This window comes from Lysobacter sp. 22409, from assembly GCF_052045105.1.
Taxonomy (GTDB): Bacteria; Pseudomonadota; Gammaproteobacteria; order Xanthomonadales; family Xanthomonadaceae; genus Lysobacter; species Lysobacter antibioticus_B.
The window spans coordinates 18,134-29,322 of the sequence record NZ_JBQEOE010000051.1 but is presented as its reverse complement, the minus strand read 5'-3'; the positions used below and the strand labels follow the sequence as shown (position 1 = coordinate 29,322).

The window sequence follows — 11,189 nt, the reverse complement described above, 5'->3', positions numbered from 1 at the left end:
CGACCGCGCTGCTGCGACAGCGGAGTCGCTCCAGCCGGGGATGAGCAATGCATCGGCCCGAGATCCCTTGCCGGTCTCGACCCACAAAAAACCCGCCATGCGGCGGGCTTTTCGTCGTTCCTGCGAACCGGGGTTCAGAGAATCGGTTCGTCCAGCATCAGCTCGCGCACGAACCGCACCGGCGGTGCGCCGTAGGACAGCACCTGGTCGTGGTAGGTCTTGGCGTCGAACTTCGGTCCGAGCTTGGCTTCCACGGCCTTGCGCATGTCGAAGTGTTCCTGCGCGCCGACGAAATAGGTCGGCAACTGCGCCGAGGTCAGCTGAGCGCGGACCCATTTGCCGGCGGCTTCGCGTTCCTGCTGGAAGGTCTGCTGGGTCATGAACTGCATCGCCTGCTCGCGGCTCCAGTCTTCGACCTGCACGCCCTGGTCGAGGATCGCGTTGCCGATGCTGCGCAGGTAGAACTTGAGCTGGACCAGGCGGAACAGCGGGTCGTTGTCGAGATAGCCGGCATCGGCCATGACGTCCTCGGTATAGACCGCCCAGCCTTCGGCGAACACGCCCGAACGCAGCACCGCGCGCAGGGTCGACGGCGCCTTGGCCGAATGCGCGCCTTCCAGGTAGTGGCCCGGCATCGCTTCGTGGATCGACAGCAGATGCACCATGCGCGTGTTGTATTCGCGCAGGAAGGAGTCGACCTGGGCATCGCTCCACTCGTCCGGAATCGGCGAGATCGCGTAGTAGGTGTCCAGGCCCTTGTCGAGCGGGCCCGGCGAGTCGCAGTAGGCCAGCGCCACGCCGCGCTGGAACTCCGGCATCAGGATGATCTTGACCGGCGCGTCGGGCACGGTCACCAGGTTCTTGGCGCGGGTGAAGGTCGTCGCTTCTTCGAGCGTCTGCTTGGCGAAGTCGACGACCTTGTCGCGCGCCGGCTTGTCGGCATAGGCCAACTCGAGCGCGGCCTCGATCGCCTTCTGCTGCTGTTCCGGCTTCGGCTTGTCCGGCAGTTCCGGTGCGCCGGGCTTACCCTTGAGTTCCTTCTGCGCGATCGCGTACATCTCTGCGCGCACGCGGGCCAGCTCGGATTGCGCGCGCTGCATGATCTCGGCGCGCGACAACGAGGAGTTGAGCGAGAACTTCAACTTTTCGTCGTACAGGGTCTGGCCGATGCGGAAATTGCCCTTGGCGTTCGGCACCAGGGTCTTGTCGAGCCATTCCTGTTGCTCGGCGACGGCCTTGCGCAAGCCGGCGACGGCGGCGTCCAGGCGCTTGCGCTCGGCGCCCTTGACCTGGCCGGCGTTGGGCACGATGAAGGTGTCGATCAGGCTGAGCACGCCGGCGTTCTGCTTGGCGACGGTCTCGGCGTGGATCTTCGGCACTCGCGCCGGGTCGAGGTTGGCGCGGGCCTGGGCGAAGATCGAGGGGATCTTCTCCATGCGCGCGGTCGCCGACTTCAGGCGCTGCGGCATCGGCGCGAATTCGCGCGCCATCAGGTTGTAGATCGCGTCGCCGGCCAGGCCGCTGTAGACCATCGGGTCCCAGGCCCAGTTCTGCAGGGTTTCGATCGACCACACTTCCGAACGCAGGCGGTTGCGCAGGATCGCCGCATCGACCTGGTTCTCGCGCGACAAGCGGGTGGCGTCGACGGCGTCGAGTTCGGCCAGCAGCTTGCGGTTGAAATCGAGCTGGCGCTGGCGGCCGGCGGTGCTGAGGTCGTCGATCTCGCCATCGAAACGGTGGTCGCCGATCTGGGTGGCGCTGACCGGGTTGATCTGCATGACGCCGTCGAGCCAGCGCTTGGACAAGGCGGCGAAGGCGGCATCGACGGCCGGGTCGGAGCTCGCTGCGGGCGCGGCGGCGGTCTTGGCCACGGCGGTGGGCGCGGCGGTTTCGTGCGGCCCGCAGGCCGACAAGGCGAGGGCCAACAGGGCCGGAGTGAGGACGAAAGAGAGCTGCGAGGGACGCAACAGGCGCATATCCGATCTCGGTCGAGGGGGGCGGCCGGGCCGCAATGCGCGGAGGATATGCGAAGGCGATGGGGTGCGCATGGGTCATAGGTCCGGGCGGGGAACGGACTCGCCGGCCGATATGCGGGAAGGTGCCGCGGCCAGCCGCCAGCCGCGTGCCACAACCGAATGCGACTTTTCCGATCCTGTCCTCTGCGCAACGGCCGTGTCCGGCGTCGGATTTCGCGGTTTCCGCGGGCGCTTGCGACATAACCATCGGCAATGCGCTCATGCGCCCCGCGGCATGAGGCGACCTGAATAATGAACACCGGGCCGCACTGGCGCGATCGCGTGCAAGCCTTGGCCTGCGGGGCTTGCGTGCGATTCGCCCGATTCGCCGGCGCATTGCCCGGTTCAGGATCGCGGCGGCCCATGGCGGCGAAGCCGGCGAGTCGGCCGTCCGCGTCGATTGACGTCGCTTTATCGCGATGCAACATATCTCTCGTCGCCGGCCTCGGCGGCCCTTTCTCCGCTGCCGAAGACTTCACCGTGAATCCTGCAGGACCGACGAAACCCCATGCCGCATCGCGCCGTTCCATGCGCGCCTGCCGCTGTCGCGAGTGTTGCCGCTGAATCGCGCATCGCTTCGTCTCCGTCCGTCCGCTCGCTCTTCACGTTCGTCTTTGCCGCCATGTCCGCTTCGACCCTGAAATCTCCGCTCGCGACTGCGTTCGCTTCGCTGCAGCTCCGGCCCATCGCGCGAATGCCGATGCGTTGTCGCTGTAGCCGGCAGGTGATGCCCGCGACGGGTTGATCCTGCCAGCAAGGTTTTTCGCCCGTCCCGGATCGGTACGCGGCTGCACGGTAACGCTGTCCCGCGATTCCCTCTCCCTCGTGACCGCACTGCGCTTGCGCAGCGCCGGCGGCTGCGTGCCGTTCCGGGCGGGCGTTCTTTCGTCTCTTCGTTTTCCCCTTCGACTCGTACCCAGGAACTCCCCATGTCTTTCGCTCAGGTTTCATCCCGCTCCGGCGTGCGCTACCGACGCCTCACGCTCGCTCTGTCCATCGCCCTGGCCGCGCCGCTGGCGCAGGCCGACGACGCCACCGCCGCAGCCGATGCCGCGGCCGGCGTCACCCTCGACGCGGTCCAGGTGACCGGCACGAACCTCAAGCGCAGCGACGAGGCCGGGGTCAACCCGGTGCTGGTGATCGATCGCGCGCAGATCGAGAAGAGCGGCAAGGTCACCGTGTCCGACTTGCTGCGCAGCCTCACCGTCAACAGCGGCAACAGCTTCAACGAGCAGTACACCGGCAGCTTCGCCAACGGCTCGGCCGGCGTGTCGCTGCGCGGCCTCAGCCAGAAGAACACCCTGGTGCTGGTCAACGGTTATCGCGTGGCCTCGTATGGTTTCGCCCAGAACACCCAGGACAATTTCGTCGACCTCAACGCCTTGCCGTTGGGCGCGATCGAGCGCGTGGAAATCCTCAAGGACGGCGCGTCGGCGCTGTACGGTTCCGATGCGATCGCCGGCGTGGTCAACCTGATCCTGCGCCGCAAGATCGAAGGCCTGGAAGTCGATGCGGCCTATGGCGCGGCGACCGAGGGCGGCATCGACCAGAGCCGCCTCGGCCTGCGCGCCGGCCACGGCGATTCGGCCAAGGACGGCTACAGCCTGCGTTTCAGCCTGGACGTGTTCAAGCGCGGCCGTCTCGACGCCGACGAGCGCGACCTGACCCGCGACGGCGATTATCGCGACCAGCCCGGCGGACGCCTCGCCGGTTGGTCGACCCAGGGCGGCGCTTACCTGTCGAACCCGCGCGCGCCGGTGGCATTCGCGTGCCAGCCGGGCACCCAGTCGCGACCCTACGCCGACTTCGGCAGCCCGCTGCCGGGCAACGCCTGCGCATTCAACACCCAGCCGTTCCGCACCCTGGTACCGGACGTCGAGCGCTACCAGGCGCTGGTCGCCGGCGACGTGTGGTTCAACGATTCGCTGCAGGGCTTCGCCGAGATCCTCTACAGCACCAGCCACAACGGCACCTATTTCAGCGCGCCGATGTCGGTCGGCGCCGGTCTGCGCGCCTACGACCGCGGCACCGGCCGCCTGGTCGACATCCCGGCGGTGTTGCCGGTCGGGCATCCGAACAATCCCAATGCGGTGCCGACCCCGTTCGAGTATTCCTTCCTCGACCTCGGCGCGCGCTACAAGATCAACAAGTCGCAGTTCCAGCGTTCCCTGGTCGGTTTGCGCGGCCACGGCGAGACCTGGGACTGGGAAGTCGCTGCCAGCCATTCGGAAAGCCGCCAGCGCGAGTACGTGCGCAACTTCCTCAATCGCTACGCGTTCGAAGAGACCTTGGCCAGCGGCAGTTACGACTTCCTCAACCCCTCGCGCACGCCGGGCGCGCTCGATGCGCTGCGCCTGTCGACGCGGCGCCCGGGCACCTATCGCCTGAGCACGGTCAGCGGCAAGATCTCCGGCTTCCCCTGGCAGTGGCGCGCGGGCGACGTCGGCGTCGCCGCGGGCGTGGAGTTCCGCGACGAGGCCCAGGACGCACGCACCAGCCCGCAGGTGCTGTCGGGCACCGAGCTGCGTCCGGCGATCAACCTGATCGACGGCAGCCGCCGCGTGTCGGCGGCGTTCTTCGAGCTCAGCCTCAAGCCCTGGCAGCAGGTCGAAGTGCAGTTGGCCGGCCGCGGCGACCACTACGACGACTTCGGCAGCGCGTTCTCGCCCAAGCTCGGCATCCGCTGGCAGGCCAGTGACGATTGGCTGTTGCGCTTGAACGCGTCGCGCGGCTTCCGCGCGCCGTCGTTGCCGGAGATCGCGCAGAGCACCACGATCAGCTACGGCAACGTCATCGACCCTTACGACCCGGTGCAACCGGGCGCCTCGCGCGGCGTGACGATTCTTCGCGCCGGCAACCCCGAGCTCAAGGCCGAGCGTTCCAGCAACATCAACCTCGGCGTGTTGTGGGCGCCGGACGCCGACACCAGCCTCGGCGTGGATCTGTACCGGATCCGCCAGGACGACCTGATCGCGCCGGACAACGTCCAGTTCGTGGTCTCCAACCCGCAGACCAATCCCGGTCGGGTTACCCGCGATGCGCAGGGTCGTCTGCAACTGGTCGAAAACCGCTACGCCAACCAGGGCACGCTGACCACGACCGGCTTCGACATCGAAGGCCGCAAGGTCTGGCATGCCGGCGAGGCCGACTGGACCCTCGACGGCACCTGGACCCGCCTGCTGAGCTACGAGCAGCCGCAAGTTGCCGGTCAGAGCGCACTGGAAGGCGCCGGCGGCAACCGCTTCGGCGCGCTGCCGAAGTGGCGCGGCATCACTTCGCTGGCGTACGGCCGCGGCGACTGGAACGCGCAGCTGTCGTGGCGCTATATCGGTGGTTACCGGCAGCAGGTCGTCGATGCGCGCAGCAACCCGGGCCTGGACGCCAAGGTCGACGACCATCACCAGTTCGATCTCTACCTGGGCTACGAAGGCCTGCGCGACACCACGCTGTATTTGTCGGTGCAGAACCTCGCCGACAAGGACCCGCCGTTCGATCCGGCCGGCGGCGCGCTGCCCTACGACATCAGCCAGTACGACGCCTTGGGCCGGTTCGTCACGGTGGGGTTCAAGCACAAGTTCTGATTGCGCGATCCCATGCACGACTCTGAAGTCTCTGGATCCCCGCTTTCGCGGGGATGACGGCTCATACGAGGGCGGCGCAGCCTACCTACCGTCGTTCCCGCGTAGGCGGGCTCCGCTTTACTTCGGCGGAGCCGAACACCCAGGGCTTTACCGAGGCATCGCTCTGAAGTCTCTGGATCCCCGCCTGCGCGGGGGTGACGGTCAGGGGGAGACGTCGCGAAATCTACCTGAGGTCTCGGCCGTATCTCCGATTTGCTCAACCCCGATCAGGGCAATGCGACGTTAGCCATTACGACCACGGCGCCCAGCGGAAACCCGCTGCGCGCCCGGCCGCGATGGCATAGTGCGCGGGCCGAACGGATCACGGACAACAGGGAGAACGGATCATGGCATATGGATTGGCGAAGCGGCTGCTGGCCGCGACGTTGGCGGTGGGCCTGCTCGGCGCTTGCAGCAAGCACAACGCCGCGACGATGGAGGAGTCGGCCGCGGTGCCGATGGCCGACCTCGGCAAGCCCGATGCCGGCGGCTCGGCGCCGTCGCCGGGCAAGGCCGACCTCGGCGTGCTGCTGGCTTACGAACATCGGGTGCAGGTGCGCCTGCCCGGCGAGCGCATCGCGACCCAGATGCAGGCGGTGCGGGCCGCTTGCGACTCGGGCAAGTTCGGCGCCTGCGCGGTGTTGGACATGAGCCAGAGCGGCGGCGATTTCCCCAGCGCGATGCTGCAGCTGCGGGTCGTGCCGGCGGGGGTCGAGCCGCTGGTGGCGCTGGCCGGCAAGGGCGAGGAAATCTCCGACCGCAGCATCCAGGCCGACGACCTGGCCACGGCGGTACGCGACAACGCCATGTTGCGCGACCGGCTGCAGAGGGAACATGCGCGCCTGTTGGAATTTCAGCAGCGCCAGGACCTCAAGATCGCTGACGTGCTGACCCTGTCGAACCGCATCGCCGAGCTCGAAGCGCAACTGCAGGGCGCGCAGCAGGAAGCGGCGCAGCAGCAGCGGCGGATCTCGACCCAACTGGTCACCTTCGATTTCGAAACCACCCGCAGCCAAGCCAGCCGCAGCGAGATCGGCGAAGCCTTCCGCGATTTCGGCGGCATCGTGGCGGCGGTGATCGCGTTCCTGATCCGCGCCTTCGCGGTGTTGTTGCCGCTGCTGGCGGTGTTGTTGCCGCTGGTGTGGCTGATCCGCCGCACGCTGCGCAATCGCCGCAAGGCCCGAGGCGGCTGATAGCGGCGCGCGCCGCCGGCCTGCGGACCGGCGCTGCGCCCGTTACGGGCGCAGGCGCCGGCTCAGCGTTCTTCGTCGGTTTCGAACTCGACCAGCACGTCCAGGTCGAAGGCCAGCGCTTCCACCGCTTCGCGGACCTTGTTCGCGGTGGAGGCGTTGGGCGCGTCGACTTCAAGTTCGTGCACGCCGGGGCCGGCATCGTCGGGCAGGCCGGCGGAACTAGAATCGGAGTCGTCCATGTGCGGCATCAGGTCGGCGACTTCCTCGACGTGTTCGATGCCTTCCAGGCTCGACAGCAGGTTGCCGATGGCGCGCGCGTCGTTCTCGTTGCCGGTGATGCGCAGTCTGAGCAGGGGCATGGCGGAACCTTCGCGCAGGGGGGTATCGGCAGGCTAGGCAGGCGGCGGCTAAGGCGATGTGAAGCGATGCCGCCGGCCGCCCATTGCGATGCGCAACGTGGGTAAAACGTCACACCGGCTGCATGCCGGTGGAGTAGGGTAACGGCCATGACTACGACCTCCGCCGACGAGCATCCCGCGCCGAGCGTCACCCTGCGTCCGCTGGAGCGCGGCGACCTGCATTTCGTCCACGTGCTCAACAACAACCGCAGCGTGATGGGTTATTGGTTCGAGGAGCCCTACGAGTCCTTCGTCGAACTCGAAGAGCTGTACCGCAAGCATATCCACGACCAATCCGAGCGCCGCTTCATCGTCCAGGACAGCTCGCAAGAGCGGGTCGGGTTGGTCGAACTGGTCGAGATCGACCACCTGCACCGGCGCGCCGAGTTCCTGATCATGATCTCGCCGGAACAGCAGCGCCGCGGTTACGCTCGCGCGGCCACCGACATGGCGATCAACTACGCTTTCCGCGTACTCAATCTATACAAGCTCTATCTGCTGGTCGACGTCGACAATTCGCGCGCCATCTCGATCTACGAGCAGGCCGGGTTCCAGCGCGAAGGCGTGTTGATCGACGAGTTCTTCAGCGACGGCCGCTACCACGACGTGGTGCGGATGTGCCTGTTCCAGCCGCAGGCGTTGGAGCGCGGCGCCAGCGCCAAGCCGCTGTCGCGCGGGCCGGAGCGGGACTGAGTCCGGCGCCGAACGGCGCCGAACACGACTGAGGCCGGCGCCGGGCGACGCCGGATCTTGCGGAAGCCGACGCCGTGCGCGCGGCGCTGGGCTCAGCGCTTCTTGCCCTTCGCCTTGGACGGCTGCGCCGCGGACTGCGCGGTCTGCTCGCGCACCGGCAGCGGCACGTTGCAGATGTTGACGTGGCCGGCCGGCTGCTTGTACCACTCGTCGCGGCGATTGCGGCGCGATTCGACCAGTTCGGCGAACAGCGGTGTGTCGGTGCGCAGCACTTCCAGGTTGGCGCGTTCGGCCTTCGGCACGTCGGCGGCCAGGCGGATCGCGCGGATCGGCGTGCGCTCGGCCGGGGTCTCGTAGAAGCCGAGGTTGCCGGTACCGCGCGGCAGCGACGACAGCAGCTCGATGCCCTTGACCACGCGCCCGACCGTGGTGATGTTGCGGTCGAGGTGGCGCGGCGATTGCCCGGTCACCACGTACAGCTCGGTGCCGTTGCTGGAATCGGCGGCCATGTCGCGGCCGGCGCCGACGGTGCCGTAGCAATGGGCGAGCCAGCTCGAACCGGTGGCCGAATCGCGTGCGGCCGGGAAGCCGGCGACGAAGCCGGCCTCGGCCGCCCAGCCGTCGGCGTCGGGCAGCACGGTCATCGCCAGACCCTGGCTCTTGCGGGCGAATTCGGCCGGCAGCTTCGCCTTGACCCCGCGGCCGTAAGGCTTGCGCTGGGCCGCGTCCTCGGCGTTCGCATCGCCCCATTGCACGACGTAGTTGTCCTGCGAGCGGTTGATGCTGAGGCCGTTCCAGTACTGATTGGTGGCCAGGGCGCGGATGTTGGCGACGTGCGCCGGCGCGAACTGCGGCGCCAGCTCGATCACCACGCGGCCGCGCGGCAGTTCGACGTACAAGGTGTTCTTCGGGTCCAGCGCGCGCCAGTCGGCGGGCTGGCTGGCGTCGAGGATCTCCTGCATCGGGCGCGCCGGCGTCTGCGCTGCTGCAGTCTGCAGCACGGCGACGGTCAACAGGCTCAGCAGGGCGGTTTGCGGCATCGAACGCATCGGGCGATCTCCTGTCAGGGCTGGCGAGTGTAGTCGCCGCGCATGAATTCGGCGAAGTCGGTTTCGCCCGGGAAGCGGTTCTCGATGACGAAGCGGTGGCGCTCGCCGTCGAGTTCGTAGCGATAGCGCGATTCGCCGCGCGGGGTGACCTGGTCGAAGCACAGGCTGTCACCGTGCCAGCGCCCGCGTGCCGGCGCGGCCAGATACCCGAGCGAGTCGAACCACCACCACAGCACCTGGTCGCTGCCGGGCTCGACCAGGAACACGCCGTGGCCGCGGAACACGGTCGTGCCGTTGCGTTCCTGGCGGTAGTCCTGGATCAGCGCGCCGCCGTCGAGGGCGACCCGGTAGTGGCCGTGGCCGACCGACGCGGCCGCGGCGCCGGTGGGGTCGGCGTTGCGTTCGGGCCCGGACCAGGCGCCGGCGAGGCGGTGCAGCAGGGCGAGCTGGGCAGGGTCGGGTCGGGGCGATTCCATGGCGTCTGCATGACCTCATCGAGGATGTCGTCGGGCCGGGCGGTGCGGCCGGGTCGCCGCAGCGTACCCCAGCTCCACGAGCCGAAAGCGGCCCTGCGCCTCGTCCTGGTGACTATCGGCACATTCGCTATACCGAACTTCGTACTAGTCTGATCTCAACGATAGCGGAGAGCGACATGACCGACTTCGATAACCAACTGCGAAAGTTCCAGAAAGAGCTCAGTGCCGGCACCGTCTCGCTGGCCCTGTTGGCGGTATTGGCCTCGGCCGCCGAGCCGATGTACGGCTACCAGATCGCCAAGCGCCTGGAGCGCGAAGGCGAGGGCGTGCTCAGCGGCAAACAGAGCGCGCTGTACCCGGTATTGCGCAACCTCGGCGCCGGCGGCCTGCTCGACAGCCACGTCGAGCCCTCGGTGACGGGTCCGCCGCGCCGCTACTACCGCATCACCGAAACCGGACTGTCCGTGCTGCGCGAATGGGTCATGGCCTGGCGCGCCACCCGCGATTCCGTCGATTCCGTCCTTCAGGGGCTAGCACTATGAACACCACCGCCACCGGTTCCTTCGCCCGCCCCGACAGCGCACTGCCGCAGTCGATACCGGACTACCTCGATCGCCTGCGCGCGGCTCTGGCCGGCGCCGACAAGGCGCTGATCCAGGACGCGCTGTACGACGCCGAGGAATACTTGCGCTCGGAGATGGCCGAGAACCCGGGCCAGAGCGAGGCCGAAGTGATCGCCGCGGTCGCCGGCAGCTACGGCGCGCCCGACGAAGTCGCCGATATCTATCGCGACACCGAGGTCAAGGTGCAGACCGCGTTGCGTCCGCCGGCACCGAAGCCGCGCCGGTCGCCGCTCGGGCGGTTCTTCGGCGTCGCCGCCGAACCGCGCACCTACGCCGCGCTGTTCTACATGCTGTTCTCGCTGGCGACCGGCATCTTCTACTTCACCTGGGTCAATGTCGGCGTGTCGCTGTCGCTGGGCCTGCTGGTCCTGATCATCGGCGTGCCGCTGCTGATTCTGTTCCTGGGCTCGGTGCGGATCCTGTCGCTGGTCGAAGGCCGCCTGGTCGAGGTCATGCTCGGCGAACGCATGCCGCGCCGGCCGCTGTACCACAACCGCGAACGGCCGCTCCTGGAACGCATCAAGGACATGTTCGCCGATCCGCGCACCTGGACCACGCTGATCTACATGCTGCTGATGCTGCCGCTGGGCATCGCTTACTTCACCGTCGCGGTGACCGGCCTGAGCGTGTCGTTGTCGCTGATCTTCTTCCCGCTGCTGCGGCTGTTGGGCATCGGCACGGTGCAGTTCGATGGCTACGACGTGTTCATGGCCTGGGAACCGTGGTCGTGGCCGGTGGCGATGTTGATCGGCGTGGCATTGCTGTTCGCGACCCTGCACGTCGCGCGCTTCGTCGGCAAGTTCCACGGCCAGATCGCCAAGCACCTGCTGGTGCGCTTGGGCTGATAACCCGGCGCATGTCGCGGCCGATGCCGCGGCCCCCGAACGCAACGAAGCCGGCCCGAGGCCGGCTTCGTTGCGTTCGGGCGTCTATCCGCAGCCAACTCGTTCCGGACGTCCGCTTCGCTGTTGGTTCCGGTTCCGGTTCTGGTCTTGTTTTTGCCTTTGTTTTTGTTGTTGCTGTTGCCGTTCTCCCCCCTTTGAAAAAGGGGGGCAGGGGGGATTCGCTTTTGCTTGCCTTCGCGCATCGCACCGAACAGCAAATCCCCCGCGCCGAAACCCG

Annotated in this window: 9 protein-coding genes; 5 read left to right on the top strand and 4 right to left on the bottom strand. The window is 67.6% G+C overall.

The annotated features are described in order from the left end of the window. Nucleotides 1-134: 134 nt before the first annotated feature. Nucleotides 135-1,976, bottom strand: a complete 1,842-nt coding sequence (locus ACTJJK_RS20425; RefSeq protein ID WP_440731115.1) for a DUF885 domain-containing protein — start codon at nucleotides 1,974-1,976, stop codon at nucleotides 135-137. A 968-nt stretch (nucleotides 1,977-2,944) separates the two neighbouring features. Here ACTJJK_RS20425 and ACTJJK_RS20420 point away from each other — a divergent pair. Then, nucleotides 2,945-5,596 (top strand): TonB-dependent receptor plug domain-containing protein, encoded by a 2,652-nt coding sequence (locus ACTJJK_RS20420; protein WP_440731114.1) that lies wholly within the window; start codon nucleotides 2,945-2,947, stop codon nucleotides 5,594-5,596. Between the two features lie 386 nt (nucleotides 5,597-5,982). Beyond that, the gene (locus ACTJJK_RS20415) at nucleotides 5,983-6,828 is read left to right on the top strand and encodes a DUF4349 domain-containing protein (protein ID WP_440731113.1); all 846 of its coding nucleotides are present in this window, start codon (nucleotides 5,983-5,985) and stop codon (nucleotides 6,826-6,828) included. A 62-nt stretch (nucleotides 6,829-6,890) separates the two neighbouring features. On the opposite strand, the gene ACTJJK_RS20410 is transcribed toward ACTJJK_RS20415, so the two are convergent. Further along, on the bottom strand, nucleotides 6,891-7,187 hold the full coding sequence (locus ACTJJK_RS20410; RefSeq protein ID WP_031372893.1) for a hypothetical protein: 297 nt from the start codon (nucleotides 7,185-7,187) through the stop codon (nucleotides 6,891-6,893). 147 nt (nucleotides 7,188-7,334) lie between these two features. Here ACTJJK_RS20410 and speG point away from each other — a divergent pair, with 147 nt between their 5' ends. Continuing rightward, on the top strand, nucleotides 7,335-7,919 hold the full coding sequence (gene speG, locus ACTJJK_RS20405; protein ID WP_440731112.1) for a spermidine N1-acetyltransferase: 585 nt from the start codon (nucleotides 7,335-7,337) through the stop codon (nucleotides 7,917-7,919). A 92-nt stretch (nucleotides 7,920-8,011) separates the two neighbouring features. Here the strand turns inward: speG and ACTJJK_RS20400 are convergent, their stop codons facing one another. Then, nucleotides 8,012-8,968 carry a peptidylprolyl isomerase gene (locus ACTJJK_RS20400; RefSeq protein ID WP_440731111.1) on the bottom strand — a complete coding sequence of 319 codons (957 nt, stop codon included), beginning with the start codon at nucleotides 8,966-8,968 and terminating at the stop codon, nucleotides 8,012-8,014. A gap of 14 nt (nucleotides 8,969-8,982) precedes the next feature. Beyond that, nucleotides 8,983-9,444, bottom strand: a complete 462-nt coding sequence (locus ACTJJK_RS20395; RefSeq protein WP_440731110.1) for a DUF1579 family protein — start codon at nucleotides 9,442-9,444, stop codon at nucleotides 8,983-8,985. Between the two features lie 176 nt (nucleotides 9,445-9,620). On the opposite strand from ACTJJK_RS20395, the gene ACTJJK_RS20390 reads away from it, so the two are divergent. Both ACTJJK_RS20390 and ACTJJK_RS20385 read left to right on the top strand, forming a co-directional pair. Then, entirely contained in the window at nucleotides 9,621-9,986 is a 366-nt protein-coding gene (locus tag ACTJJK_RS20390; protein ID WP_031372897.1) for a PadR family transcriptional regulator, read from the top strand. Further along, on the top strand, nucleotides 9,983-10,912 hold the full coding sequence (locus ACTJJK_RS20385; protein ID WP_440731109.1) for a sensor domain-containing protein: 930 nt from the start codon (nucleotides 9,983-9,985) through the stop codon (nucleotides 10,910-10,912). The genes ACTJJK_RS20390 and ACTJJK_RS20385 overlap by 4 nt, the downstream gene beginning before the upstream one ends. Nucleotides 10,913-11,189: the final 277 nt, after the last annotated feature.

Excerpts from the sequence above, each read along its gene's own strand:
- ACTJJK_RS20385 (WP_440731109.1), top strand. The coding sequence starts at position 9,983 with ATGAACACCACCGCCACCGGTTCCTTCGCCCGCCCCGACAGCGCACTG.
- ACTJJK_RS20420 (WP_440731114.1), top strand. The coding sequence starts at position 2,945 with ATGTCTTTCGCTCAGGTTTCATCCCGCTCCGGCGTGCGCTACCGACGC.
- ACTJJK_RS20415 (WP_440731113.1), top strand. The coding sequence starts at position 5,983 with ATGGCATATGGATTGGCGAAGCGGCTGCTGGCCGCGACGTTGGCGGTG.
- speG (WP_440731112.1), top strand. The coding sequence starts at position 7,335 with ATGACTACGACCTCCGCCGACGAGCATCCCGCGCCGAGCGTCACCCTG.
- ACTJJK_RS20390 (WP_031372897.1), top strand. The coding sequence starts at position 9,621 with ATGACCGACTTCGATAACCAACTGCGAAAGTTCCAGAAAGAGCTCAGT.
- ACTJJK_RS20400 (WP_440731111.1), bottom strand. The coding sequence starts at position 8,968 with ATGCGTTCGATGCCGCAAACCGCCCTGCTGAGCCTGTTGACCGTCGCC.
- ACTJJK_RS20395 (WP_440731110.1), bottom strand. The coding sequence starts at position 9,444 with ATGGAATCGCCCCGACCCGACCCTGCCCAGCTCGCCCTGCTGCACCGC.
- ACTJJK_RS20425 (WP_440731115.1), bottom strand. The coding sequence starts at position 1,976 with ATGCGCCTGTTGCGTCCCTCGCAGCTCTCTTTCGTCCTCACTCCGGCC.
- ACTJJK_RS20410 (WP_031372893.1), bottom strand. The coding sequence starts at position 7,187 with ATGCCCCTGCTCAGACTGCGCATCACCGGCAACGAGAACGACGCGCGC.